Source organism: Streptomyces sp. NC-S4 (assembly GCF_054353315.1).
On record NZ_CM135937.1, the window covers coordinates 1887608 to 1913422 of the forward strand.

General features: G+C 70.8%; 28 protein-coding genes. 6 read left to right on the forward strand and 22 right to left on the reverse strand.

Features of this window, described 5'->3' with window-relative positions:
• Window positions 1-36: 36 nt before the first annotated feature.
• Genes ACXNSR_RS07950 through ACXNSR_RS08020 form a run of 15 tightly spaced genes read right to left on the reverse strand, consistent with a single transcriptional unit; the run spans window position 37 to window position 13711 of the window.
• Window positions 37-792 (reverse strand): MinD/ParA family ATP-binding protein, encoded by a 756-nt coding sequence (locus tag ACXNSR_RS07950; protein ID WP_458641442.1) that lies wholly within the window; start codon window positions 790-792, stop codon window positions 37-39.
• Window positions 793-2049 (reverse strand): PP2C family protein-serine/threonine phosphatase, encoded by a 1257-nt coding sequence (locus ACXNSR_RS07955; RefSeq protein ID WP_458641443.1) that lies wholly within the window; start codon window positions 2047-2049, stop codon window positions 793-795.
• Window positions 2031-2504 carry an ATP-binding protein gene (locus tag ACXNSR_RS07960; protein ID WP_458641444.1) on the reverse strand — a complete coding sequence of 158 codons (474 nt, stop codon included), beginning with the start codon at window positions 2502-2504 and terminating at the stop codon, window positions 2031-2033. Before ACXNSR_RS07960 ends, ACXNSR_RS07955 begins: the two co-directional genes overlap by 19 nt.
• On the reverse strand, window positions 2501-2812 hold the full coding sequence (locus tag ACXNSR_RS07965) for an STAS domain-containing protein (RefSeq protein WP_030008825.1): 312 nt from the start codon (window positions 2810-2812) through the stop codon (window positions 2501-2503). The genes ACXNSR_RS07960 and ACXNSR_RS07965 overlap by 4 nt, the downstream gene beginning before the upstream one ends.
• A 16-nt stretch (window positions 2813-2828) precedes the next feature.
• Window positions 2829-4976 (reverse strand): glycogen debranching protein GlgX, encoded by a 2148-nt coding sequence (gene glgX / locus ACXNSR_RS07970; RefSeq protein ID WP_458641445.1) that lies wholly within the window; start codon window positions 4974-4976, stop codon window positions 2829-2831.
• Window positions 4973-5323: an STAS domain-containing protein gene (locus tag ACXNSR_RS07975; protein ID WP_458641446.1), complete on the reverse strand. Its 351-nt coding sequence runs from the start codon at window positions 5321-5323 to the stop codon at window positions 4973-4975. Before ACXNSR_RS07975 ends, glgX begins: the two co-directional genes overlap by 4 nt.
• Before the next feature lie 37 nt (window positions 5324-5360).
• A complete protein-coding gene (locus ACXNSR_RS07980; protein WP_458641447.1) occupies window positions 5361-7184 on the reverse strand; it encodes an AGE family epimerase/isomerase in 1824 nt (607 codons plus the stop codon).
• Window positions 7185-7187: 3 nt separating this feature from the next.
• A complete protein-coding gene (locus ACXNSR_RS07985) occupies window positions 7188-7625 on the reverse strand; it encodes a VOC family protein (RefSeq protein ID WP_458641448.1) in 438 nt (145 codons plus the stop codon).
• Window positions 7625-8236, reverse strand: a complete 612-nt coding sequence (locus ACXNSR_RS07990) for a DJ-1/PfpI family protein (RefSeq protein ID WP_458641449.1) — start codon at window positions 8234-8236, stop codon at window positions 7625-7627. Before ACXNSR_RS07990 ends, ACXNSR_RS07985 begins: the two co-directional genes overlap by 1 nt.
• Window positions 8229-9833: a GMC family oxidoreductase gene (locus tag ACXNSR_RS07995; RefSeq protein WP_458641450.1), complete on the reverse strand. Its 1605-nt coding sequence runs from the start codon at window positions 9831-9833 to the stop codon at window positions 8229-8231. The genes ACXNSR_RS07990 and ACXNSR_RS07995 overlap by 8 nt, the downstream gene beginning before the upstream one ends.
• Window positions 9834-9843: 10 nt before the next feature.
• Window positions 9844-10227, reverse strand: coding sequence for a nuclear transport factor 2 family protein (locus tag ACXNSR_RS08000; protein ID WP_327734549.1), 384 nt, complete (start codon window positions 10225-10227; stop codon window positions 9844-9846).
• A gap of 13 nt (window positions 10228-10240) precedes the next feature.
• Window positions 10241-10696, reverse strand: a complete 456-nt coding sequence (locus ACXNSR_RS08005) for a nuclear transport factor 2 family protein (RefSeq protein ID WP_030008817.1) — start codon at window positions 10694-10696, stop codon at window positions 10241-10243.
• Between the two features lie 29 nt (window positions 10697-10725).
• Window positions 10726-11160, reverse strand: coding sequence for a nuclear transport factor 2 family protein (locus ACXNSR_RS08010; RefSeq protein ID WP_458641451.1), 435 nt, complete (start codon window positions 11158-11160; stop codon window positions 10726-10728).
• A 37-nt stretch (window positions 11161-11197) separates the two neighbouring features.
• A complete protein-coding gene (locus ACXNSR_RS08015) occupies window positions 11198-12844 on the reverse strand; it encodes a thiamine pyrophosphate-binding protein (RefSeq protein WP_458641452.1) in 1647 nt (548 codons plus the stop codon).
• 42 nt (window positions 12845-12886) lie between these two features.
• Window positions 12887-13711 (reverse strand): type 1 glutamine amidotransferase domain-containing protein, encoded by an 825-nt coding sequence (locus tag ACXNSR_RS08020; RefSeq protein WP_458643223.1) that lies wholly within the window; start codon window positions 13709-13711, stop codon window positions 12887-12889.
• A 300-nt stretch (window positions 13712-14011) separates the two neighbouring features.
• Between ACXNSR_RS08020 and ACXNSR_RS08025 the strand changes: the two genes are divergently transcribed.
• The 5 genes from ACXNSR_RS08025 (at window position 14012) to ACXNSR_RS08045 (ending at window position 17452) form a co-directional block, all read left to right on the forward strand.
• The gene (locus tag ACXNSR_RS08025) at window positions 14012-14284 is read left to right on the forward strand and encodes a UBP-type zinc finger domain-containing protein (protein WP_458641453.1); all 273 of its coding nucleotides are present in this window, start codon (window positions 14012-14014) and stop codon (window positions 14282-14284) included.
• Window positions 14281-16011 carry an FAD-dependent oxidoreductase gene (locus ACXNSR_RS08030; protein ID WP_458641454.1) on the forward strand — a complete coding sequence of 577 codons (1731 nt, stop codon included), beginning with the start codon at window positions 14281-14283 and terminating at the stop codon, window positions 16009-16011. Before ACXNSR_RS08025 ends, ACXNSR_RS08030 begins: the two co-directional genes overlap by 4 nt.
• Window positions 16012-16066: 55 nt before the next feature.
• Window positions 16067-16576, forward strand: a complete 510-nt coding sequence (locus ACXNSR_RS08035; RefSeq protein WP_458641455.1) for a hypothetical protein — start codon at window positions 16067-16069, stop codon at window positions 16574-16576.
• A gap of 73 nt (window positions 16577-16649) precedes the next feature.
• Window positions 16650-16970 (forward strand): putative quinol monooxygenase, encoded by a 321-nt coding sequence (locus tag ACXNSR_RS08040; RefSeq protein WP_458641456.1) that lies wholly within the window; start codon window positions 16650-16652, stop codon window positions 16968-16970.
• Between the two features lie 5 nt (window positions 16971-16975).
• Entirely contained in the window at window positions 16976-17452 is a 477-nt protein-coding gene (locus tag ACXNSR_RS08045; RefSeq protein ID WP_458641457.1) for a group II truncated hemoglobin, read from the forward strand.
• A gap of 68 nt (window positions 17453-17520) precedes the next feature.
• Here ACXNSR_RS08045 and ACXNSR_RS08050 read toward each other — a convergent pair whose 3' ends face one another.
• The 7 genes from ACXNSR_RS08050 to fmt all read right to left on the reverse strand — a co-directional run bounded on the left by ACXNSR_RS08050 (window position 17521) and on the right by fmt (window position 24909).
• Window positions 17521-17982 (reverse strand): barstar family protein, encoded by a 462-nt coding sequence (locus ACXNSR_RS08050; protein ID WP_458641458.1) that lies wholly within the window; start codon window positions 17980-17982, stop codon window positions 17521-17523.
• On the reverse strand, window positions 17979-18413 hold the full coding sequence (locus ACXNSR_RS08055) for a guanyl-specific ribonuclease (protein WP_458641459.1): 435 nt from the start codon (window positions 18411-18413) through the stop codon (window positions 17979-17981). The genes ACXNSR_RS08050 and ACXNSR_RS08055 overlap by 4 nt, the downstream gene beginning before the upstream one ends.
• 49 nt (window positions 18414-18462) lie before the next feature.
• Window positions 18463-18684: a CarD family transcriptional regulator gene (locus tag ACXNSR_RS08060; RefSeq protein WP_189740325.1), complete on the reverse strand. Its 222-nt coding sequence runs from the start codon at window positions 18682-18684 to the stop codon at window positions 18463-18465.
• A 123-nt stretch (window positions 18685-18807) separates the two neighbouring features.
• Window positions 18808-19821 (reverse strand): sugar-binding transcriptional regulator, encoded by a 1014-nt coding sequence (locus ACXNSR_RS08065; protein WP_458643224.1) that lies wholly within the window; start codon window positions 19819-19821, stop codon window positions 18808-18810.
• Window positions 19822-19945: 124 nt separating this feature from the next.
• A complete protein-coding gene (gene rpe, locus ACXNSR_RS08070; protein ID WP_458641460.1) occupies window positions 19946-20632 on the reverse strand; it encodes a ribulose-phosphate 3-epimerase in 687 nt (228 codons plus the stop codon).
• A gap of 1683 nt (window positions 20633-22315) precedes the next feature.
• Window positions 22316-23800, reverse strand: coding sequence for an RsmB/NOP family class I SAM-dependent RNA methyltransferase (locus ACXNSR_RS08075; protein WP_458641461.1), 1485 nt, complete (start codon window positions 23798-23800; stop codon window positions 22316-22318).
• 164 nt (window positions 23801-23964) lie between these two features.
• Entirely contained in the window at window positions 23965-24909 is a 945-nt protein-coding gene (gene fmt, locus ACXNSR_RS08080; protein WP_458641462.1) for a methionyl-tRNA formyltransferase, read from the reverse strand.
• Between the two features lie 249 nt (window positions 24910-25158).
• Between fmt and ACXNSR_RS08085 the strand changes: the two genes are divergently transcribed.
• The gene (locus ACXNSR_RS08085; protein WP_458641463.1) at window positions 25159-25710 is read left to right on the forward strand and encodes a hypothetical protein; all 552 of its coding nucleotides are present in this window, start codon (window positions 25159-25161) and stop codon (window positions 25708-25710) included.
• Window positions 25711-25815 lie beyond the last annotated feature (105 nt).

Below are 25815 nucleotides of genomic sequence, written 5' to 3' on the forward strand. Positions count from 1 at the left end.
AACACGCCACCCGCAGGGGGCGTAAGGGGGATGACGTCAGGCCCGCGATACTTCGTCACGTGCGTCCAACGCCGAGATGATGGTGCGGAATTCACCGACCAGGGGGTGGTCGGGGTGGGCTTCTGCAAATATGCGCTCCCCGTACAGAGCCGCCATTTCCGGCGAGTAGGGAAGGATTCCGGCCAGTGGCGCCCCGTAGACCGCCTCGGAGCGCCGGCGGGCCGCGTCCCGGTCGATGCCTTCGGGGGCCATGCTCAGGACCAGGTTCCGCCGGCAGGTCAGGCGCCCTGCGAGGGCGATGGTCTCCTCGACCCCGGAGAGGTCGATCCGGTCGGCCCGAGCCATGATCATCAGTACGTCGGCGCTCGCCATGGCGGTCACCGACTCGTTGTTGAGCCCGGCGTGGGTGTCGAGCAGCAGCACGTCGAGGGCGTAGTGCGCGGCCAGCCGGTCGAAGCCCTCGGGCAGCAGCCCCACGTCGTAGCCCCCGGCCATGATCTCGCGCAGGGCGGCCGTCCCGGTCCGGGCCGGTACGACGTACAGGCCCCCCTGACCGGAGACGTCGCCCGTCCGCTGGGCGGTGGCCTCGATCTCGCAGCGGCCGAGCAGGTAGTCGGTCAGGGAGGGGCCGGGCCCCAGGCGGAACAGCAGGTCCAGGGTGGGTGACTGGATATCGGTGTCGACCACCCCCACCCGGCGCCCCTCGGCCGCCAGGAGCAGCGCGAGGTTCGCCAGTACCGAGGACTTGCCCGTCCCACCGCGGTGCGAGTGCACGACGATGGTGCGGGTCATCTAGGCCACCACCCGGGTGCCGGCGCCGTCCGCGCGCGGCCCCCGCGCCGCGCGTGGCCGGTGCAGGGCCAGCATGGTGACGTCGTCGTGCTGTTCGGCGGCGCCGGTGTGCTCCCGGACCGCCAGGTCCATCCGGTCGACCACGTCCTTGCCGCTGACCGGTGGCCCGGCGAGCAGTTCCAGCATCCGGTCGTCGCCGAGGAAGGTGCCGTTCGGGCAGCGGGCCTCGGGGACCCCGTCGGTGAAGGCGAACAGGGTGTCGCCCGGGTCGAGCTGGGCGTAGCCGAGGGTGTAGACGCAGTCGGGCTGGATCCCGACGGCCGGTCCGGTGATGTGGAGGGCGACGGGCGGGCTGCCGTCGGCGGGCAGCAGCAGGGGCGGGTTGTGGCCGCCGTTGATGTAGACGAGGCTGCCGGTGAGCGGGTCGAGCACCCCGAAGAAGAGGGTGGCGAAGTAGCCCTGCCGCAGGTGGTTGCGGGTGAGGTAGCCGTTGGTGGCGGTGACCGCGTTGAGCAGCGGCGTGGCGCCGACGACGGGGATCCGCCGGCTGGCGCCGGCGCGTCCGGCGACCAGGTGCTGCAGCCCGCTGTTCTGTGCGGTGTGCCGCAGCAGGGAGCGGATGAGCGCCATGAACAGCGCCGCTCCGACCCCCTTGTCGCAGACGTCGGCGACGACGAAGGCGAGCCGGCGGCCGCGGGAGATCTCGAAGACGTCGTAGAAGTCTCCGGCGACCTGCCGGGCGGGGCGGAACCGCACGTCGATCTCCCAGCCGTCGGGGACGGGCATCGATTCGGGCAGGAAGCCCGCCTGGATCTCCCGGCCGATCTCCAGTTCCTTCTCGTAGCCCATGAGTTCGGCGCGCGCGTCGGCCTCCCGCAGGGTGCGGCCGAGTCCGGCGCGCTCCGAGCAGCTGTGCAGCCGGGCCCCGACGAGGGCGGGCAGGAAGGGCGGTACGAGGTAGTCGTGCCCGATCCGGACGTGCTCCTCCAGGGCGGCGAACTCCGTCACGGTCCAGACGACCACGATGGGGGCCCCGGCCCAGCGGCGCAGTCGGCGTACGGCCATCCGTACCGCGTCCCCGTCGGACTCGGCCGGGGCGAGCAGCACGTCCGCGACGGGCAGCAGTTCCAGCGCGCCTTCGCGCAGCTCCGTGAGGGAGCGGGTGACGAGTGCCGCGTCCATCGTCCGCAGGGCGTCGAGCAGCTCGGGCGGCGGTGGCGGGTACGCGTCGAGGATGATCACGGTCGTGGAGGGCATCGGTCGGTCCCCTCAGCCTGCACGGTCAGGGTGCTGATGTTGCGGCCGTCCCTGTGCGCGTAGCCGAACTCGTCCACGCTGGTCAGTGCCAGGTGGATGCCGAGGCCGCCGATCCGCCGGTCCTGCGGGGGGACCCCGGGGACGGGCGGCAGGCAGCCTTCGACGGGGTCGAAGGGGGGTGCGGTGTCCTCGATGACGATCCGCACCCCGTCGGGGCCGGAACGGCCGCGGACGGTGATCCGTCCGACGCCGCCCCGGTACCCGTGCATCACGATGTTCGTGGCCAGTTCGTCCACGGCCAGCCGGAGCCGGTAGGCGGCGCCCTTGTCCAGGCCCGCCGCCCCGGCCAGCCGCAGTACGAACGAGGCGATTTCGCCCAGTGCCCCCACCGTTGCGGGCACTTCCAGTACGCAGGACTTCCTCGCCAGTTCGACCATGTCAGTCACGGTGGTCACTCATCGGAGAGGACGATGCTCCGGTCGAGCCCGGCCGTCCGGATGGTCCGGGACACGGGCTCGATGGCACCGACCACCTTGATGGTGACGTCGTTGGCGACCTTCTGCTGGGCGAAGACCAGGGAGCGCAGTCCGGCGCTGGCCATGTAGCCGACGCCGGCCATCCTGATCTCGACGGTCTGGGTGCCGTGGCCGGCGGCCTTCTCGATGGTCCGGTGGAAGTCCGGCGCGGTCTTCGCGTCCAGCTCGCCCGTCAGTTCGATCACGGTGGTGTCGCCCTCGATGCTCAGGGACACGGAAAGCGGCATGTCAGGTCTCCTTCGGTCAGGGCGTGTCGAGGTCGTCGGAGTCGTTCGTGCGGCCCACCAGGATCACCACCGAGCGCGGGCCGATCAGGTACTTCCCGGCGTTGTCGAGCTCCTGCTCGGCTCCGGGGGTGCGGATGTCGTACGGTGCCTCGGCCCCGGTGTCGGCGAACAGGTGCCAGCTCCGGCCTCCCGGCAGGGCGGGCAGTTCCAGGTCGTGCGACTCCCAGTGCGCGTTCATGGCCACGTACACCACGTCGTCGTCACCGGTGCCGCAGCGGGCCACCGCCAGCAGCCGGCTCTCGGCCGACCAGTCGGGCTGCCAGGCCCGCTCCCCGTGCCAGCTGATGTCCGGCAGGCCCAGGTGTTCGCGGACCTGGCCGGTGGGGTGGGAGGTGGAGCGCAGTTCGCGGTGGTGCTTGCGGAACTCGATCATCTCCCGGGTGAACCGGAGCAGTTCGGCGTTGTCGTCGACCTGGTCCCAGTCGAACCAGGAGAGCTCGTTGTCCTGGCAGTAGGTGTTGTTGTTGCCCTGCTGGGTGCGTGCGACCTCGTCCCCGGCCAGCAGCATCGGGATGCCCTGGCTGGTGAAGAGGATCGCGAGGGCGTTCTTCATCTGCCGGGTGCGCAGCGCGTTGATCTCCGGGTCGTCGGTGGGTCCCTCGGCGCCGCAGTTCCAGCTGTTGTTGTCGTTGGCGCCGTCGTTGTTGTGCTCGCCGTTGGCCTCGTTGTGCTTGTCGTTGTAGGAGACCAGGTCGGCGAGGGTGAACCCGTCGTGCGCGGTCAGGAAGTTGACCGAGGCCGCGGTTCCGCGGCTGGCGTACAGGTCCGGCGAGCCGGCGATGCGGGTGGCGAGCTCGCCCGTGACGCCGGGGTCGCCCTTGAGGAAGCTGCGCACGGTGTCGCGGTACTTGCCGTTCCACTCGGCCCAGCGGCCGTACGCCGGGAAGTTGCCGACCTCGTAGAGGCCGCCGGCGTCCCAGGCCTCGGCGATGAGCTTGGTGTGGCGCAGGACCGGGTCGTAGGCGAGCAGTTCCAGCAGCGGCGGGTTGGGCAGCGGGGTGCCGTCCAGGGCCCGGCCGAGGATGGCCGCCAGGTCGAAGCGGAAGCCGTCGATGTGGTAGTCGGCGACCCAGTGGCGCAGGCAGTCGAGCACGTAGTTGCGCACGACGGGGTGGTTGCAGTTGACGGTGTTCCCGGTGCCGCTGAAGTTGAAGTAGTACCCCTCGGGCGTGAGCATGTAGTACGTGGCGTTGTCGAGCCCCTTGAAGGAGATCGTCGGGCCCTGCTCGTTGCCCTCGGCGGTGTGGTTGAAGACGACGTCGAGGATGACCTCGATGCCGGCCGCGTGCAGGTCCTTGATCAGGGTGCGGAACTCGTCGCCCTGCATGCCGTAGCGTCCGGTGGCCGCGTAGCCGGCCTTGGGCGCGAAGAAGGAGACGGTGTTGTAGCCCCAGTAGTCGAAGAGCTGCTCGCCCGTCTCCGGGTTGGTGCGCGGATTGTCGCTCTCGTCGAACTCGAACACCGGCAGCAGCTCGATGCAGTTGATCCCGAGTTCCTTCAGGTACGGGATCTTCTCGCGCAGCCCCGCGAACGTGCCGGGCGCGGTGACCTGCGAGGAGGGGTGCCGGGTGAAGCCGCGCACGTGGGTCTCGTACACGACGAGGTCCTCGGCGGGGATGCCCAGCGGGGTGTCGTCGCCCCAGTCGAAGTCCTGGAGGCAGACGCGGGAGCGGTACTGGTAGCCGCGGCTGCGGTCCGGCTCCACGCCCCACACGTCCCGGCCGGCGATGAGGCGGGCGTACGGGTCGGAGAGCACCTGGCGGGCGTCGAAGCGGTGGCCGGTGACCGGGTCGTAGGGGCCGTCGGCCCGGTACCCGTACTCGATGTTCTCGTGGTCGAGGCCGAAGACGGTCATGGCGAACACGCTGCCGGTGCGGAATTCCTCGGGGAACTCCAGTTCGGCCATCGGCTCGGGTTCTCCGCGCTTGAAGATGACCAGGGTCATGGAAGTGGCCTGGTCGGAGAAGACGGAGAAGCTGACCCCGCCGGGGACCACGTTGGCCCCGAACGGGAACGGTTTGCCCGCGCGGACGCGGTACCCGCCCACCTCGTGGGTCGGGTACGCGTCGACGCGCAGCACCTGCTCGGACCGGGTCTCGGTCATCGCGCGGCCCTGGCCCTGGCCTTGGCCGTCGCGGCGACGGCCTCGCCCGTTTCGAAGAAGTCGAGGAACCCGGTGGCCGACATGACGAACCGGACTTCCTCGCTCACCCCGTAGAGGGTGACCGCGACGCCGGCGTGCTGCGCCTCGCGGTAGACCACGAGCAGGGTGCGCAGGCCCGCGCTGGAGACGTAGGTGACCGCGGTGAGGTCGATCTTCAGCGGCTTGCCCTCGCGGACCAGCGGCAGCAGTGCCTGGAGCAGCGAGCCGGATGTCTCGCTGTTGATCTCGCCGGTGGCGACGAGCACGGTGCCCGTCTTGTTCCGGCGTTCCTTGACGTTGAGAGTCATTGCATTCCCCTCTGGTTGGGGCGCCCCCCGTTGAGCGCTACTTCTTGGCGACCGGACGCAGCCGGACCTTGACCTTCACCCGGCTCTGCACGTCGGGCAGCCGGACGGTGAGGGCATCGGCGTCGAAGTCGGTGTAGGGCTTCTCGTCGATCTCCACGGACGCGATCCGCACCGAGCCGGCGGGCAGCAGGTCGGGCGAGACGCGCAGGACGCGGTCGGGCAGGTTCGTCGGGTCGGGCTGGAAGTGGAAGTCCATCTCCCGGCCGTTGATGAGCAGGTTGTTGTAGACGGCGGAGAGGTAGCAGAGCTCCGCCGAGTGGTACATGGACATCGAGTGGCTCCCCTTGAGCCGCTCGGTGCCGAGCAGGTACGGCGTACCGCTCGCGAGCACGTTGAAGTAGACGGCTCCCTCGTCGTGGTCGAGGAAGAAGGTGTTGTAGAAGGCCTGCGCCTGCCGGGCCTCGCGCAGGTTCGCGTCGCCGCCGACCGTGCCGTTCAGGATGAGGTAGGCGAGGATCGCCTGCTCCTGCTGCCACCAGGCCTTGCGGTCGTGCCAGGCGAACCGGTACGCCTCCTGGTCGCCCTCCTTGATCCGCTCGACGACGTCGTACCAGCCGCCGCGCTGCACGTCGCTGCCGACCGCCGGCATGATCTCGCCGATCTTCCTGGCGAGCTGCTCGTACTCCGGCTTGGCCTTCAGCGAGTTCATCCGCATCAGGTTCCAGGCGATCTTCAGGTTGTGGCCGACCACCGCGCGGTTCTGCTGCCAGCTGTGCGCGGTGTCGTGCGACCAGTCGCGGAAGAAGCGCTCCTGCACGAAGGGGCTGTTCTTGTAGTCCGGGAACTTGTCCGCGATGGTGTCGAAGGTGTACTCGAGGAAGTCGGCGTACTTCTGGTCGCCGGTCGCCAGGTACAGGTTGATCAGGTAGGCGGGCGCGTGGTCGCCGACCGAGTTCCAGTTCTTGCGCTCGGCGTTCTCCCCGAGGGACTCGTGGTCGGCGCTGAAGAGGATCGGGTCGATGTGCGAGTAGTAGCCGCCCTGCTCCGGGTCGAAGAAGAACTTGTCGAACAGCCGGATGGTGGCGTCAGCGTCGTTCTTGATCCGGACGTCACCGGTGACCCGGTACGTCTGGATCGGGCCGGCCAGCGCGTAGATCTGCTCGTACATCGGGATCGCGTCGTAGTCGTCGGAGAACTCCGAGGTGAAGAGCTTGCGCTCGCTGTCCCCGTCGACGCTGATGCCGTGGTACCAGAAGACCACGTCCTCCTCGCTGTCCACGACCCGCATGTGCTTGCGCAGGTACTCGGTGCCGCGTTCGGCGATCTCCAGGTACTCGTCCTTGCCGGTCAGCAGGTAGGCCGAGGCCATGCCGTAGACCAGGCGGGAGATCGTGTCGGTCTCCTGGACGTGGCTGGCGGTCTTGTCACCGCCGAGCCGGATCTCCGTGCGGTACTCGGTGAAGTCCACCGGCCCGTCGCCGAACTGCGCCCGCTTGTAGAAGTCGGCCAGCGATTCGATCTGCTTGATCCACCAGCTGGGCTCCTCGAAGCGGTAGTCCTCGGACCCGCGGCCCAGGAAGACCAGGCGCTTGGCGTCGAAGCTCCCGCCGCGCTCCGGGTAGTGCACCCCGTAGACGAAGAGGAACCGGCCGGGCGAGAGCATCTCGTCGATGTGCCCGGAGGCGTCGATGTAGGGCTCGTCCAGGTTGCGGACCAGCTCGGCGCTGGGGTCACCGGCGAGGGAGACGTCGAACTCGCGCCCGTCGGAGGTCTTCAGCCCCAGCAGCCGGGCCCCGGAGTCGAAGCGGGTGACGTATCCCGCGATCGTGTCGGAGAAGGAGAAGGTCACGGCGTCAGCCATGGGTCACGCACCGTCCTTGTCGTGAGTGCCGTCGTCCTCGTATCCCTGGCTGACCTCGACGATGACCCCGTCGGGATCGCGGACCCACACGGTCCGCCAGCCGCAGATGAAGTCGTCGAAGTCCAGCGGTCCCAGGGTCACTTCCGCCGCGTCGCCCAGCTCGGCCAGGAACGCGTCCACGCTGTCGGTCTGGAAGGCCAGGTGGCGCATCCGGCCGGGGGCCTGCGGCCCGTCGTCGTCCGCCGGGCGGGCCGGTTCGGTCCCGCCGGCCGCGAAGAGCTCCAGGTACGCGTCCCCCTGGCGCAGGAACACGATCTGCGTCTCCCCGAGGTCGACGACCCGGGCCCGGGTGAAGCCGAAGTACCGGGTGTAGAACTCCTCGGTGGTCTTCTGGTCCGCGCAGTTCAGGCCCACGTGCGACCACCGCAGCCCGGCGGCCATCAGCCGGCTCCCCGGCCCCGGCCGGCCGCGATCAGTTCGATGATCCGGCGGGCGAAGAGGTGGTGGTGGGCCCCGGTGCGTCCGGTGACGAGGTCCCCGTCGACCACCACGTCCTCGTCGACGTACTCCCCGCCCATGTTCCGGACGTCACCGATGAGGTTGTTGTGGCAGACGACCTTGCGGCCGCGGATCTTGTCCGGGATCGAGGAGGCCAGCCACATGCCGTGGCAGATGATCCCCTTGAGGACCGTCGGCTCCTCGAAGGCCCGGCGCAGCAGCTCGGTCGCCGGGGCGAGGACGTCCACGTCCTCGGTGTAGCGCAGCCGGTCGGCCACCATGCCGGAGGGCACGATGATCGCCGCGTACCGGCGCAGCTCCGCGTCGCTCAGCCCCTCCAGGGACCGGTCGGCGGTGAAGGGCGCCCGGTACTCGTGCCCGGTGAAGGTGATGGAGTCGTTGCCCCACAGCCGGGTCAGGAAGTCGACCTCGGCGCCCTCCTCGGCGAACCGGTGCCGGTAGTAGAAGATCTCCGGCTCGTAGTAGTCGCTCTCGACCAGGACCGCGATCCGGGTCCCGGACAGCGCGCCCTCGCGCAGCACCGCGTCAGACACGGGAGGCCCCCTTCAGGAAGTCCGCCGCGCGCTCGGCGATCATCGCGATGGCGGTGTGGCAGTTGCCGGACGGGACCGCGGGCATCACGCTCGCGTCGACCACGCGCAGGTTCCGTACGCCGTGCACCCGCAGCTCGGGGTCGACGACGGAGAGGTCGTCGATGCCCATGCGGCAGGAGCCGGCCTGGTGGTGGTAGCTCTCCGACTTCTGCCTCGCGAAGGTCCGCAGGTCCTCGTCGCTCGCGTAGCCGGGGCCTGGCTGCAGCTCCTGCTTGTACCAGGGCGAGAAGGCGGAGGTCGCGAAGATCTCCCGGGCGATCCTGATGCCCTGCACCATCCGCTCCAGGTCCCACCGGTCGCCCAGGTAGTTCGGATTGATCAGCGGGTGGGCCAGCGGATCGGCGCTCGCCAGCCTGATCCAGCCGCGCGAGACGGGCCGTACGACACCGGGCAGGATGGACACCGTGTTGGGGTGGTCCCGGCCGACGATCACGTCGAACGGCACGTGGACGAAGGCGATCTGCAGGTCCGGGGCGGGCAGCCCCGGCCGCGAGGACAGGAATAGAGCGCTCTCCGACAGGTTCTGCGCCGGTGGCGGGAGCTCCTGGGTGACCTCGGCCATCAGCCCGGTCAGGACGTGGTTGTGGAAGTTCTCGCCGACCCCGGGCAGGGCCGCGGTGACCTCGATGCCGTGTTCGCGCAGCTGCTCCGGGTGGCCGATGCCGGAGAGCAGCAGCAGCTTCGGGGACTCGATCGCCCCGGCCGCCACGATCACCTCGCGGCGGGCCCGTACCGAATGCAGCCCGGGCTCGGCGGCGGTGCTGTGGCCGTCCCGGACGGTGCGGCCCGGGACGTCGGCGGGCGCCTTCAGCTGGACGTATTCGACGCCCGTGCAGGCGTCCCCGTCGAACAGCAGCCGGGTGCTCTGCGCGTTGGTGCGCAGGGTGAGGTTGGCGCGCCGCAGCGCCGGCTCCAGGTAGGCGGCCAGGGTGCCCTGGCGGCGGCCGTCGGCCACGTCGATGTGGTGCCAGCCGGTGCCGAAGAGGCCGCGCCGGGGGCCGTCCGTGTTGAAGTCGGCGATCTCCTGGTGGCCCAGCTCGACGGCCGCGTCGATGAAGGCGCGGGAGACCGGGTTGGGGCCGTGCAGCCCGGCGTTGGTGATCCGTTGCGGGCCCCGGGTGCCCGTGGTGGGCGCGGTGACGTCCTCCTGGCCCTCCAGCAGGGCGAAGTAGGGCAGCACGTCCTCGTAGGACCAGCCCGCCGCGCCCTGGTAGGCCCAGTTGTCGAAGTCCGAGGCGTGGCCCCGGATGTGCATCATGATGTAGAGGTTGCTGCTGCCGCCGGGGGCCTTGCCGCGCGGTTCGTACGTACGGCGGCCGTCGAGTCCGGGCTGCGGGGTGCTGGTGTAGCCCCAGTCCACCGGCCCGCCGAGGAGCTTGTACCAGGAGGACGGGTCGTCCACCTCGGGCGGGATGCGTGAGCCGCCCGCCTCCAGGACCAGGACGGAGACGTCCGGGTCCTCGGACAGCCGGTCGGCGAGCACGCTGCCGGCGGTGCCGGATCCCACGACGATGTAGTCGTACTCTTCGACGCTCACGGATCCCCCCTCAGCCCTGGCTCAGCACCTGGAAGGGAACCGTGTCGTGGTAGTTCGCCATGTAGGCGATCTTTCCGTCCACGATCCGGAAGAAGTTCATGACCTCGGCCTCGATGGCCTCGCCGGAGGCGCTGACCGCGGTCAGGTGCGAGACGGCCGCGGCCTTCTCGCCGTCGACGACGAAGTGCACGGGCTCGTTGCGGAAGACCCGGTACATCGTGCCCATGCCCTTCATCATCGACCGCAGCACCTCCAGGCCCTCGATGTGGCCGGCGAGCTGCTCGTCCATGACCTGGTCGTCGGCGAACAGGTCGCACCAGCGGTCCCAGTCCCCGGCGTTGGCGTACTCGTAGTACTTCCGAAGGATTTCGGTGTGGCTCTCGTGTCGGTCCATCGCGTTCGACCCCCTATCGGTCCCTGCGGGTTCCGTCCGGCGCGAACGGCGCCCAGAACTGGCTGAAGGCGGTCGCCGAGTCCCCGAAGAGCCCGTCGCGGCCCTCGACGATCCGGCCGCCGCGCCACCGCATGAAGTGGAAGACCGGGTAGTCCATCCGCTCGTACGGGGACGTGCTCGTCTCGTCCGCGCCGTCCCGCAGGGCCACGTTGCGGCACACGTCGGCGCTGCAGTCCTCGCCGACGAGGACCGCCTGGATGTCCATCCGGAAGGTGCCGCCCGTGAGCTTGTGGGTCTGCCCCATCAGCTCCAGGAACGCGTCCAGGCTCTCGTACCAGCCGGCCAGCGGGTGGCTGCCCGGCACCAGCCAGCGCAGGTCCTCGGAGTAGTACTCCAGGATGCGCGCCCGGTCGCCGGAGCCGAGGGCGGCGTAGGCCGCCTCGACCCGCTCCCGTGTCACTTCGGTCATCGTCGCTCCTCCTTCGCCTGTGCCCGTGCTCAGAGCGAGCCGGAACCGGGCATCGGCGCCAGGTCGTTGACGGTGTACTGCTTGATCAGCGGTCCGTCCGGACCGGCCACGACCGTCCAGGTCTGGTCGGCGTCGAAGCCGAGCCACTGGCTGCGGGCGGCCGGCGGGTCCCAGATCTTGGCCTGCCAGTTGACGAGGACCCGGACGACCGCCCGGTCGCCCTCGATGACGGGCTCCACCTTCGTGACGGTGTGCACCTCGTCGAAGAAGCGGTGGGTGACGGCCGCGTACCAGCGGCCGAACCCCTCGTGTCCGAGGAAGGTGTCCTCGGGGACCTTGAACTCCAGGTCCTCGGTGATCAGGGCGAGCACGTCGGCCAGACCGACGTGCTGGTCCAGCGCCACGTACCAGTTCTCGGCGAAACCGCGGATCGCGTCCTCGGTCAGCTGCCGCTCGGCGGGCATGCGCTCTCCTCCTGTCCGTGCTGCGTGAGTGCTCTGGTCAGATCTGGACGTCCACGAGGAACGGTCCGGGGTGGGACAGCATCCGGCCCACGGCGGCGACCGCCTCGTCCGGCTTCTCCACGCGCATCCCGCCGGCGCCCAGCGACCGGGCCAGCCCCGCGAAGTCGATCTCGGGGTGGGAGAGGTCGAAGGAGTGCGGGAAGCCGTGCTCCGGGATGTCCCGCTCCCGCCAGTACTGGGCGATGTTGTCGTCCAGCAGCCGGTACTTGCGGTTGTTGCACACCACGAACTTGGCGTCGATGCCGTGCCGGGCCGCCGTCCACAGCGCCTGGTACGTGTACATGGACCCGCCGTCGCCCGCGAAGCCGACCACCAGCCGCTCCGGCCGGGCCAGCTTGGCCCCGACCGCGCCCGGGAAGCCCACTCCGAGCGAACCGCCCCGGGTGAGGTGGTAGTCGCCGGGGCGCTCCGCCGGCAGGTACCGGGTGACCAGCGGCGAGGTGGTCAGCGCCTCGTCGAAGACGATCAGGTCCCCGCCGGTGCGCTCGGCCAGGGTCTTCAGGAAGACGGCCATCGGCGTGCCGTCGTCCGCGGCCGACCGCGCCTCACGCACCTCGCGCACCCGCTCCCGGGTCCGTACGTCGAGGCGCGCGGCGGCCGCGGCCCGCCGCTGCGGGCCGAGCTGACGCTCCAGTACGCCGGCCAGCGCACGCAGCGCCTGCTTGGGATCCGCGGCCAGCCCCAGGTCCACCGGGTGGTTCTTGGCGATCTCGTAGGCGTTGAGGTCGATGTGGACGACCTTGGCGCCCGCCCGGAAGGGGCTCTCCAGCTCCGGGAAGACCTCCGGGAAGACATAGGTGCCGACGATCAGCACCCCGTCGGCGTCCCCGACGAGCTCCTTGCTGTGCGGGCCGAACATGTGCCCGGTCTGGCCCCGCCGCAGCGGGTGCGAGGCCGCGATGTTCACCTCGGACGAGTCGACCTCGTACACGTCGGCGCCCAGCAGCTCGGCGACGGCGACCAGCTCGGCCTGCGCCCCGGAGAGTGCGACTCCGTCCCCGACCAGGACGATCGGCCGCTCGGCGGAGGCGAGCAGCTCGGCCGCCCGTCCCACCGAGGCCGGCGAGGGCGCGACGTCGGTGAGCACCTGCGTGGAGGGCAGGACGGGCTCCGAGTTGAGCTCGTCCAGCACGTCCATCGGCAGCGCCACGAACACGGGCCCGCGGGGCGGGGTGAGCGCGATCTTCACGGCCCGCCGGACGGTACGGAGCACCGACCGCGGGTCGGTGACCCGGGTCGCGTACTTCGTCACCGGCCGGGCCATCGCCACCAGGTCGGAGGCCATCTGCGCGTCCATGGCGTCGTAGCGGACCCCGGCGTCACCGGCGACCACGACGAGCGGGGTGTGGCCGCGCAGCGACTGGTAGAGCATGCCGATGCCGTTGCCCAGGCCGACACCGGAGTGCAGCTGGAGCAGGGCGGCGCCGCCGGTCGCCCGGGCGTACCCGTCGGCGATGCCGGCGGCGACGGTCTCCTGGAGGGCGAGGACGTAGTGGAAGTCCTCCGCCGCGTCCACCGCGTCGAGGAATCCCTGTTCCACCGTCCCCGGATTTCCGAACATCACATTCAGACCGTCGGCCTTGAACTGCTCGATCAGCCTTTCCCGTCCGGGAGTGGCTTCCATGAATTCCCCCTCAACTCTCCGATTTCCCTGCGGCCTCCGGGATCACCAGCCGTATCGGGTGAGACCGTCCTCCAGGACTTCCACGATCTTCTGCCCCGTCAGATAGGAGTCGGGGGTGGACCGTCCGGTGACGAAGGGGAAGTCGACGATGACCGATACCGGCTTGCCGAAATTCCCGTGGTACGCGCCGCGCGGGCCCGTCGCATCGCGCAGGATGTACTCCAGCGGGTAAGGCGGCGGCCCCATGTTGAAGTCGGTACCGAGGAATCCGGTGCCGTCCTTGTAGTCGTACTCCTTGCAGTGGCCCGTCACGTGCTTGCCCCAGATGATGCTCCGGCGGTCGCCCCAGTCCCGGGCGAAGGCCAGGCAGGCGACGCCGTAGCACTCGGCGGCCACGACCTTGCCGGCCTTCCGGAAGGCCAGGATCAGGGCGTGCACGCGCTCGTTGTTGGCGAGGTCCGCGATCGGGCCGCTGCCGCCGACGATGAGGATCGCGTCGTACCCGGCGATGTCGGCGTCGATCTTGTCGAGATCGCGGTGGTACTGCTCCAGCTTGGGCAGATAGCCCTCGTCGCTCGTGTACGGACGCTCGGGGACCCACGCCTCGATGTCGAGCGGCGAGTCCAGCCGGCTCGACCGCTCGAACTCCCGCCCGAGCCGGGCGTTCTCCTCGGTGGTGACCGAGCGTCCCAGCGGGGGATCGATGTAGTTCGCGTCGAGGCTCGGCGGAAGAGCGTGTGCACGCTTTCCGGTCGGCGTGGCGAATATGACCTCGTAGCCCCGCTCGTCGAACTTCGATACGGGGCCTACCAGTTCCTCGGCCCAGTAACCGTGTTCGGAGACAATGACCAGAATCTTTCTGCTCACGTATTCCTCCAGGCGCCGCCTGTTGTCGTTGGCGTCCCCCACACTGGCCGCGCCCAGCAGCTTCGTCAAAGCGCTGGCATGCGACTTCGTGAGGTAGCGGGCCAGGTCGTGGCGGCACCTCAGGAAGTCGTCCGCGGACATCAGGAAGTAGCTTCAGGACTACCTGACTTCGGCCGAATCGATGAACCATTCCGCCGGCGCCGACCTATGGTCTGGACGCGCCGTGAATCACAGGCGCACGAGCCGACTCGATGAACGAGCAACAGCACGGGCAAGAGCACGAGGAGAGGGACGGGGACGATGACGATGGACCTGTTGTGCACACACATCGATCAGATACGTCCGGTGAAACCCACGGCCGTGGGCTGCGAGGAGTGCCTCATCGCCGGCGACAGCTGGGTCCACCTGCGGATGTGCCTCAGCTGCGGGCACGTCGGATGCTGCGACTCGTCGAGGAACCGTCACGCCACCCGGCACTACCGGACCACCGAGCACGCCATCGCGGCCTCCCACGAGCCCGGCGAGGACTGGGCCTGGTGCTACGCCGACCAGCTGATGCTGGACCCGGCATGAGCGCGGCCCCGGAGAGTTCCGCCGCCGCCACCGCCCCCTCGGCGGCGGCCGCCGCCGAACGCGCGGAGCACCGGAAGCCGGTCATCCTCGCCGTGGACGACGACCCGCAGGTGCTGCGCGCCGTCCGCCGCGACCTGCGCAGCGCCTACGGCGACCGCTACCGGGTGCTCGGCGCCTCCTCGGCGGCCGACGCCCTGAAGATCCTGGACTCCCTCGACGAACGCGGCCACGATCCGGCGCTGTTCCTCGTGGACCAGCGCATGCCGGACGTGACCGGCGTCGAGTTCCTGCTGGAGGCGGTCAGCCGCTTCCCGGACGCCCGCCGCGTGCTGCTGACGGCCTACGCGGAGACCGACGCCGCGATCACCGCGATCAACCGGGTCCGGCTGGACTACTACCTGCTCAAGCCCTGGGACCCGCCGCACGAGCGGCTCTTCCCGGTCCTGGACGACCTGCTGTCGGACTGGCTGGCCACCTACCGGCCGGCGTACGACGGGATCATCGTCGCGGGTCACCTCGTCTCCCCCGGCACCCACGCCGTACGGGACTTCTTCACCCGCAACGGCCAGCCGTTCCGCTTCCTCAACGTCGAGCGGGACCCCGAGGCGCTGACCCTGATCGCCGCCCAGCCCGATGGGGCGCTGCCCCTCGTCCGCTTCCCCGACGGGTCGGTGCTCTCGGCCCCGACCGACACCCAGCTGGCCCAGCGCCTGGGCCTGGCCACCACCGCCTCCCGCCCGCACTACGAGTGCGTCATCGTCGGCGCGGGCCCGGCAGGCCTGGCGGCGGGCGTCTACTCGGCCTCGGAGGGCCTCTCGACCCTCATGCTGGACTCCCGCGCGCCGGGCGGCCAGGCGGGCACGTCCAGCCTGATCGAGAACTACCTCGGCTTCCCCTCGGGCCTCTCGGGCGGCGACCTGACCCGCCGGGCCACCATCCAGGCCTCCCGGTTCGGTGCCGAGATCCTGCACCCCGTGGAAGTGGTCTCGCTGACCCGGGACGACCCGGCCAAGATCCTGACCCTGGCGGACGGCACGGAGATCTCCGCCGAGACGGTGCTGCTGGCCACCGGGGTCTCGTACAACCGCCTGGAGGCCCCCGGCGCGGACCGCTTCGAGGGGGCCGGGCTCTACTACGGCGCGGCCACCACGGAGAGCTCGGCCTGCATCTCCCAGCACGTGTTCATCGTCGGCGGGGCCAATTCCGCGGGGCAGGCGGCGGTGCACTTCGCCAAGTACGCCGCCCGCGTGACGATCCTGGTCCGCGCGGCCTCCCTGGACGCGAGCATGTCCCGCTACCTGATCGACGAGATCGACCGCACCCCGAACATCGAGGTGAAGGTGCGCACGACGGTGGTCCGGCTGGACGGCGAGGAGCACCTGGAGCGCCTCACCCTCCACGACGCGGACACGGGCGAGGACACCGAGATCCCGGCCCGCTTCATGTTCACCTTCATCGGCGCCCGCCCGCACACCGACTGGCTCGCGGGCGTCGTCGAACGCGACGAGTACGGTTTCGTCCTCACCGGCTCGGACCTGATCTCGAACGGCGGTGAACTGCCGGCCGAGTGGAGCCTGGAGCGCGCCCCGTACCCCCTGGAGACGAGCGTCCCCGGAGTCTTCGCGGCGGGCGACGTCCGCGCCCACTCGGTGAAACGGGTCGCCTCTGGAGTGGGAGAGGGAGCGATGGCCGTCTCGCTGATCCACCGCTACCGCTCGATGGGCTGAGAGCGAACGCCGCGCGCCTTGCGATCAAGGCCACAACGGATGCAACGTTGATTACATGATTACAGCCGAACAGAGCGAACAGCTCCGCGCGTGGTTCGCCGAGCGCCTGCCGGTCGACGTCTACGAGTCCCTGGACTCGGTCACCCTCGACCGCGAGGAGATCACGGTCGTCGGCGTCATACCGGCGGCCGAATCGGTCAAGGAGTTCCGCGAACGCACCCGCGAACAGCGCATCGAAGTGGCCCGCGAGGCCGAAGAGCTCTACCGCCGCAAGGTCGCCTGGGGCGTACGGGTGGGTGAGGAGACGACCCTGTTCACCCACCTCGCCGTTCCGGTGATGACCCGCCTGCGCCAGTCCGAACGCCAGGTCCTCGACACCCTGGTCGCCGGCGGCGTCGCCCGCAGCCGCGCCGACGCCCTCGCCTGGTGCGTCAGGCTCGTCGGCCGCAACACGGACGAGTGGCTGACCGAACTGCGCGACTCCCTGGACAAGGTCCAGCGGGTCCGCGCCCAGGGCCCGGACCTGTCGGAACCGACCGACTCCATGAAGTCCGGATCCGAATGACGAATCCGCCCCACTGCGGCGCGTGATCGCGTAAGGCTGGCGACGACCTACACCCAGGGAGAGGCACGCACCCATGACCACCACCGTCGAATACATCCGCTACCGGATCGCATTGGACGACCAGTCGGCCTTCGAGGACGCGTACGCCCGGGCCGCCGAGTCCCTGGCGGCCTCGCCCGAGTGCATCGACTACGAGCTGGCCCGCTGCGAGGAGGAGAAGGAGCGCTACATCCTCCGGATCCGCTGGACCTCGATCGACGACCACCTGAACGGGTTCCGCAAGGGCGAGCACTTCCCCGCCTTCTTCAGCGCGATCCGTCCGTACGTGACGGCCATCGAGGAGATGCAGCACTACCTCGTGACGGGCGTCGTGGGCACGGGAAAGGCCACCTGATCACGATGAGCACCACACCCACCATCTACGAGTGGATGGGCGGAGCGGAGGCGATGAACCGCCTCACGGACGCCTTCTACGCCCACGCCCTGCAGGACGAGATCCTGGCCCCGGTCTTCGCCGGCATGGACTCGGAACACCCGCAGCACGTCGCGGTCTGGCTGTCGGAGGTCTTCGGCGGCCCCGCGGAGTACACCGCCCACCACGGCGGCCACCAGCACATGGCCACCAAGCACCTGGGCCGGGCGATCACCGAGCGGCAGCGCCGCCGCTGGGTGGACCTGCTGATGGACACGGCCGACGAGGTCGGCCTCCCGACGGACCCGGAATTCCGGGGCGTGTTCGCCTACTACATCGAGTGGGGCACCCGTATGGCCCTGATCTACTCGGGCCCCAACCCACCCCCGGTCGACGCGGCCAAGATCCCGGTCTGGTCCTGGGGCCAAACCCCACCCTGGATCCCGAACACCTCCCAGAACTGACCGAAGGGGGCAGGCCCAGCCTGCCCCCACCAACCCAACCCAGCCCCGCCGGCGCTTGAGGCGATCTTTCAGCCCCGCCGGCGCTTGAGGCGCGGGGTCCGGGGCGGAGCCCCGTCAACCGGCCCGGCATCGGCATCGGCATCGGCATCGGCCAGCACCACCACCAGCGCGGGCCCCCCGCCCGCCCCCGACCCCCGCCAGAAGTCCACGGCTTCCTCCAGCACCTCGCCCAGCGTCTGCCACTCGCCCGGCCGCGCATCCGCGTACCCCCGCCACGACGTCACCGCCACCAGCCACCCCCCACCGGACGGCGCCGACGACGGCGACGGCAGCCACGACAGGTCCCGCAGCGCATCGGCCAGCGCGTCCCAGTTCCCGCCGACCCACTCCGGCAGCCGCAAGGCGTCCCCGCACCGCCGCATCAGCTCGGCCTTGCCCCGTACCCCGCTCAGGTCCAACCGTACGGTCGTCCGGCCCGCGGCTTCGGCGGCTTCGAGCGCCGGGGCGAGCGGCTGCGGGTCCAGGCTCATCGGAGAACCGCCTTGAAGGTGTCGTAGTGGTCGTCCGTGTAGAAGAACTCCCCACCCTCGCCCGTCACGATCCGCCGGGCTCCGCGATCACGCTCCCCCGGCGTCCGCACGGTGTACTCGTGGTAGTAGCCACGTTTCTGCTTGGGCAGGGCCTTCTCGAAGTTCCCGAAGACCGTGCCGTCCTGCCGGTAGGGGTACGGCCCGCCCTTGTCGATGAGCGCGAGCACGTCACGGGCCTGTTGCGGGAGCCCGTCGGCCCGTACGGTGGCCATCCCCTCGGCCCACCCGGGGACGGCGAAGGCACTCGCACTGGCGGCCGCGGCGGGTACGGGTTTCTGCCCGCCACAACCCACCGCACCGACCAGCGCGGCACAGAGGAACAGCGCCCCCAGCAAACGCGGCAACGATCGGGGCACGTTCCGAAAGATCATGCACCGATCGTGCCAAATATCCGATTCGCTAGCGAATCGCCGGCCGACCTCAGAGCGCGGCCATCTTGGTGTAGGGACTCAGGATTCGCTTCTGAACCGAACCGAAGTCGACGAGAACAGCGATCCCCTCCTCGATTCCGACGACACGGCCGAGGCCGTGCTCGTCGTGGGTCACCCGGTCACCCACGCTGAACTGCCGGATGGGCTGCTCCACGGGGGCCTTGAACGGGCTGGACGGCAAATGGCGGCGAGGTACTGCTGACTTTGTCATTGGAACCAGTATGCGCCCCGCGGGCCGCCGCGCGGCCCGCCGTTCGGATCTCAATTCCAGCACCATCCGCACCGGCCGCAGCAACTGCGGCCGCCACGGCCCGTCATGCCCGGTCAGACCTCATCAGTCGTCCGGGTCGGCCCGGTCCAACGCCGGCCGCAGCCCGGGGGCCGACTCGGTGAGGAGGTAGTCGGCCACCGCCGTGTCCGTGACGAGGCTGGTCACCAGCCCCGACCTCAGCACGGCCCCGATCGCGGAGGCCTTGCGCAGCCCGCCCGCGATCGCGACGACCTCGGGGATCCGCCGCAGCCGGTCCGCCTCGACCGTGATGCACCGCTCGCCGAGGTCCCGGCCGACCCGACGCCCTTCGGCGTCGAACAGGTGCGCGGACATCTCCGCCGCCACACCCAGCGAGGCGTAGTGCTCCCGCTCCTCGTCGGTCAGCATGTCGTGCACGGTCGAGATGCCCGGCTCCCACGAACCGATCGACACGGCCGCGACCGTCACCTTGTCGAAGTACTCGAAGGCGCGCGCGATCCCGGTCTGGCTGCGCAGCGCGGCCGCCGTCGCCGGATCGGGCAGCAGCATCGGCGCGTAGATCGGGTGCGCGTCTCCGCCCGATACCTGGGCGGCCCGGCGCACGGCCTCGACCGAACCGCGCTCGGCGGTCCCCGCGTCGTACACACCGGTCAGCTGCACCACGGTGCACTGCGGCAGCCGGTGCAGGGAGGCGGCCATGTGGATGGTCGACCGCCCCCACGCCAGACCGAGCACGTCGCCTTCGTTGACCAGCTCGCCCAGCAGGTCGGCCGCGACCGCGCCCAGGTTCTCCGGGTCGGGCGCGTCCTCGGTGGTGTCGGCGGGCGACTCCACGACGACGGCGTGCCGGAGCCCGTACCGGGACCGGAGCGCGTCCGACCGCTCGGCATCGAGTTCGGCCGGCACCCGGATCTCGATCCGTACGAGGTCACGTTCGAGGGCCGTTTCCAGGACCCGGGCCACCTTGAAGCGGCTCACGCCGAACTCCTCGGCGATCTGGATCTTGGACTTGCCCTCCAGGTAGAAGCGGCGGGCCATGGCCGCCGCCTGCACCAGCTCCGCGGGTCCCATCCGCAGGGCTGACCGTCCCGCCGACATTGCAGACACCGCGCTCTCCTCACTGCTGTTCACACTCTCGACTCGCCGTTCATCCTGTCAGATCCGACGGCCGTTGATCAGCCTGGACAGCTCCCGTTCACCGAGCTGTTCATCAACCCTTGGTTCAGTGGTCGCAAGCCCACGGCGCTGCTGCGATCGCCGCACCCGCCTGCTCACGCAGCGTGCGCACGGAGGCGGCCGGATCGACCGCTCCGTAGACCGCGCTGCCCGCCACGAACACGTCCGCGCCGGCCTCGGCACAGCGTTCGATGGTCGAGGCGGAGACCCCGCCGTCCACCTGGAGCCACAGCTCCAGACCGTGCTTGGCGATCAGCTCCCGCGTACGGCGGATCTTCGGGAGCATGATGTCGAGAAAGGGCTGGCCGCCGAAGCCGGGCTCGACCGTCATGATCAGCAGCATGTCGAGCTCGGGGAGGATGTCCTCGTACTGTTCGATCGGCGTCGCGGGCTTGAGGGCCATCGAGGCACGCGCCCCCTTGGCCCGGATCTCCCGCGCGAGCCGCACGGGGGCGGCGGCGGCCTCGGCGTGGAAAGTGACCGAGCCCGCGCCGGCCTCCACGTACTGGGGGGCCCAGCGGTCCGGGTCCTCGATCATCAAGTGAAGGTCCAGCGGGATGTCCGTGGCCCTGCTCAGGGATTCCACGATCGGCATACCGAGGGTCAGGTTCGGGACGAAATGGTTGTCCATGACGTCGACGTGCAGCCAGTCGGCCCCCTCGACGGCCTTCGCCTCCTCGGCGAGTCGGGCGAAGTCGGCGGACAGGATGCTGGGATAAATCTGAGCGGCCATGCCCCAAGCCTGCCATGCCCCCACCGGGTTCCGGCCACGACCCCGCAAGTCACCCCGCGCGCGACGGGACGGGACGACCGGGCACGGTACGGCCGGGACCGGGTGGTGCGGGAGCGGCTCCGGGGAGCGGGATCCGGCCGAGCGGGGCCGGAGGCCGCAAAGGCACCGCAGAGGTGGGGCGGACCACGCGGGCGGCACCGGGACCCCGCGGCGGGGGTGTGGGTGTGCGGGACCCTCTCGGCCGGTATCAGAGAAGCGGATGGGGGTTTCCCGTCAGTCCCATCGTCCCTCCGGGTCGGGCCGGTCCCTCAAGGGCGCTCCTTCGTCGCGTCGCTTCGCGATGGCCTGCGGCCACCCTTGACCGACCGTCCCGCCCCGGAGAAACGAAAGACTGCCGGGAAGCCCCCAAAGGAACGGGCCGGAGGATCCTTTCCAGGGACGGGGCGTCGGATCCACCCAGCCCCGTCCCGCGTAAGCCAAGGTCGGCAGACGAGGCCGATCCAGACCCGGCCCCGGGTCGGGGGGCGCACCAAATCGCTACGCGCTCCTCACCCCTCAGCGTCCGACGACCGTCTAGGGCTGGACATAGACCGCCCACGCCCCACAAGGGTTTCTCACCGACAGCGGCCGACGGTCGTCCGTAGCTGGACATAGACCGCCCACGGCCTCAGGCGCTTCTCGCCGACAGCGACCGACGGCTGTATGTGGCAGTTCACAAGCCGCCCACGGCCCCGGTGCGGCGCCCGACCCGCGTCCGGCGACCGTCTGCGGTCGGCCACAAGCCGCCCACGACCCGCAGGCGCTTCTCACCGACAGCGGCCGACGGCCGTCTGTGGCCGTTCATAGGCCGCCCGAGGCCCCGGTACGACGCTCGACCCGCGTCCGACGACCGCCTGTGGCCGGCCACAAGCCGCCCACGACCCGCAGGGATTCTCCCGGGAGGCGTCTGATGGCCGTCGCGGGGCGAAAAGACGTGAGACAGCGGCTATTCCGCAGTGGATGCGGGTCAGCGCGCATGGGCGACTCAAAGGGCCGACGGATTGCCCCAATTGCCCCTCTTTGGGGGTGGGTTTGTGGTGTGGTGTTCGCGCTGACCCGGCTCCACTACGGAATACCCGGACTATCGGCCGTCCGCCCCTCTCACCAGGTGCTGACGGCCGTGGATCGCGGTCCTGGAGAAGCGCGTAGCGATCTGGGGCGGCCTGTGCCCGGCCCAGGACGGTCGTCGGACGCAGGTCGAGCGCCGGACCGAGGCCGTGGGCGGCCTATGCCCAGCCCAGGGCGGCGTGGAGACGCTGAGAGATGAGGAGCGCGTAGCGATTGGATGCGCCCACCGACCCGGGCCCCTGGTCTCGGTCGGCCCCGCCTGCCGACCCTGGCTTACGCGGGACGGGGCTGGGCGGATCCGACGCCCCGTCCCTGGAAAGGATCCTCCGGCCCGTTCCTTTGGGGGCTTCCCGGCAGTCTTTCGTTTCTCCGGGGCGGGACGGTCGGTCAAGGGTGGCCGCAGGCCATCACGCAGTGACGCGACGAAGGAGCGCCCTTGAGGGACCGGCCCGACACGGAGGGACGATGGGACTGACGGGAAACCCCCAGCACATCCCTGATACCGCCCGAGAGGGTCCCGATCCGCCCCCGCCGAAGCAACCGCCCCGCCGCCCGACCCCGCCCCGTGCGGCCCGGCTACGCCGTCCGCCTCAGCAGGGCCAGGTACATCGCGTCCGTGCCGTGCAGGTGGGGCCAGAGCTGGACGTCGGGGCCGTCGCCCAGGGCCGGGACCCCCGACATGAAGGGCCTCGCGTCGATCAGTTCCGCGGACACCGGGGAGTGCCCCGCGCCGCGGCCCTTCAGGACGTCGTCCACGACGACCCGGGTCTCCGCCAGGTGCGGCGAGCACGTCGCGTAGCCGACGATGCCGCCGACCCGCACCGCCGACAGCGCCTCGCGCAGCAGCCCGCGCTGGAGCGGTGCGAAGCCCTCCAGGTCCTCCGGGCGGCGGCGCCAGCGGGCCTCGGGGCGGCGGCGCAGTGCGCCCAGGCCCGAGCAGGGGACGTCCATCAGGACGCGGTCGAAGGAGCCCGGCAGCCAGGCCGGACGGGTGCCGTCGGCGGCGATGACCTGGTACGGGCCCGGGTTGCCCGCGAGCGCGCGCTCCACGAGCCGGGCCCGGTGCGGCTGCTTCTCCGAGGCCAGCAGGAACGCTCCGCGCTGCGCGGCGAGCGCCGCGAGCAGCGCCGCCTTGCCGCCCGGGCCGGCGCAGCCGTCGAGCCACCGCTCGTCGCGGCCCTCGACCGGTGCGGCCGCCAGGGCCATGGCCACCAGCTGGCTGCCCTCGTCCTGCACGCCCGCGCGGCCTTCGCGGACCGCCTCCAGCGCGCCCGGTTCGCCGCCCTCGGCCATCCGGACGGCGTACGGCGACCAGCGGCCCGGCAGGGCCGAGTCCTCGCCGACCGCCTCCAGCAGTTCCTCCGGCGTGGACCGGCCCGGGCGGGCCACCAGGGTCACCTCGGGCCGTTCGTTGTCGGCCTCCAGCAGGTCCTCGATGCCTGCGCGCCCGCCGCCCAGCGAGTCCCACAGGGCGCTGACGACCCACCTGGGGTGCGAGTGGTACACCGCGAGGTGTTCCTCGGCGTCGTCCTCGTAGGGCGGGGCGACGCGCTCCAGCCAGGTGTCCAGGTCGTGCGCGGCGATCTTCCGCAGGACGGCGTTCACGAACTTGGCGCGCCCGTCCCCGAGCACCACCCGGGCCAGTTCCACGCTCGCCGAGACGGCCGCGTGCGTGGGGATGCGGGTGCCGAGCAGCTGGTGGGCGCCGAGCGAGAGCACGTCCAGCACCGGCGGGTCCACCTCCCGCAGCGGGCGGTCGATGCACGCCTTGATGACCGCGTCGTAGGTGCCCTGGCGGCGGAGCGTCCCGTAGACCAGCTCGGTGGCCAGCGCAGCGTCGCGCGCCTGGAAGTTCTCGTCCTGGCGGGCCTTCCTGAGCAGTGGCGGCAGCACGAGGTTGGCGTAGGCGTCGCGCTCGTCCACCGCCCGCAGCACCTCGAAGGCCAGCATCCGGACGGGGTCCTTCTGGGGCCGGCGGTAGGGCTTGGCCTGCTTGCCGCCCGCGCCTGCGGGGGCAGGCTTTCGTCGGGGCTGACGGGGCTGACGGGGCTGTTCGCTCACGTGAAAGGTGCTCCGGGGTTACGAGTTCTACGAGTACTACGGGCGCTACGGGTGGTGCCGGTCCTGCGGGTCCTGCGAATCCTGCGCGGTGCGCCGTGCGTGATGCATGGTGCTCGTGCGCGGGGGGGGTGGGGACGTCCGCGCCCGGGCGTCGTCCCCACCGATCAGCCTACGTCGGCTCCGCCGAGCCGCTCGCCGGGAGCGATCCGCACCCCGCGGGCCCAGTCGGCGGCCCGCATCGGCTTCTTGCCCTGCGGCTGCACCCACAGCAGCTCCACGGCGTGCGAGCCGGTGCCGGCGTAGACGTTGTTCTTGGCGGGGGCCAGCTCGCCCGGTTCCAGGTCCGTGCGGTCGGGCACCAGGCCCAGAGAGATCAGCTTGAGGCGTTCCCCGCGGAAGACGGTCCACGCGCCGGGGGCCGGCGTGCAGCCGCGCACCAGGCGGTCGGCACGCATCGCGGGAGCGGTCCAGTCGATCCGGGCGTCCTCCACGGTGATCTTGGGCGCGTGGGAGATGCCGTCGTGGGGCTGCTCGACGGCGCGCAGGGTGCCGTCCTCGATGCCGTCCATGGTGGCGGCGAGCAGTCCGGACCCGGCGAAGGCGAGCCGGGTGAGCAGGTCGCCGCTGGTGTCGGTGGGCCGGATCTCCTCGGTGAGGATGCCGTAGACCGGCCCGGTGTCCAGGCCCTCCTCGATGCGGAAGGTGGAGGCGCCGGTGACCTGGTCGCCCGCGATGATCGACTGCTGGACGGGCGCGGCTCCGCGCCATGCGGGCAGCAGCGAGAAGTGCAGGTTGACCCAGCCGTGCCGGGGGATGTCGAGGGCGCTCCTGGGGATCAGGGCGCCGTAGGCGACGACCGGGCAGCAGTCCGGGGCGATCTCCCGCAGCCGGGCCTGGAAGTCGGGGTCGCGGGGGCGGGCGGGCTTGAGTACCTCGATGCCCGCTTCCTCGGCGCGTTCGGCGACCGGGCTGGCGACGAGGCGGCGACCGCGGCCGGCCGGTGCGTCGGGCCGGGTGATGACGGCGGCGACCTCGTGCCGCCCGGAGGCGATCAGGGCGTCCAGGGCGGGTACGGCGACCTCGGGGGTGCCTGCGAAGACGAGCTTCACTGGGGGACTACCTCGCTATCTCGGCTGTCAGCAGCGCACCAGTCTATGGGGCGCGGGTCGGGCCGCCCACCTGTGGTGTTGAGGGGGCGTACGCACACGCGCACGCCCCTCGCATATGCCGACACGCCCCCACAGCGTGACCTGGGCGACGGGTGGCGCGTTGTCAAGAGAGATTGACCAAAACGGGCCGCGTGTGAACGGTGTCTGCGGCCCGATCCGCCCTTCAGAACCGGTTCGAGAGGCTTCTTCATGGCCGACCACGCCACCCACGACGCTCAAGCCCGGGCCAGCCTGCACCTCCTGGTACGGGACATCGAGCGGGTTCGCCGGCAGGTGGATGCCCTGCGTACGCTCACCGCCCAGCTCGGCAACGTGTACCGCCCGCGCCGATCGGGTCCCTCCACGGGCTTCGTCGTCTACGGCCGGGCGCCCGCGCCGACCGTCCGCCTCGCGCAGGAGCTGCGGGACAGCGTCGAGACGCTGGTCACCGCGGCGGTGGACTTCGACCGCTCGCTCGGTTTCTCGTGGGACGCGGTCGGTTCGGCGCTCGGGGTCACCAAGCAGGCCGTGCACCGCCGCTACGGGGCCCGGCGGGCGCAGTCCGCCGAGTCCGCGGAGCCGCTGGCCGAGGGGACGACCGCCCGGGCCCTGGGGCCGCTGCCGACCGTCCCGGCGGCCCGCTCGATGCCGCCGCAGCCGGTGCGCGAGGAGGCCCAGGCGGCAGCGGCCGGGAGTGTTCCCGGTCGGGGACTCGCGGAGGCTCCCCGCTCCCCCGCCTTCCCCGGCCCGCGCAACGGCTGAGGGGTGTCCTGCCGCCGGGACGCCGAAACCCGACGGCCGGCCGCGTCGACGCGCCCGAGTCCACCCCCGGTGGGACGACCGTACGGGTCGCCCCACCGGGGGTTT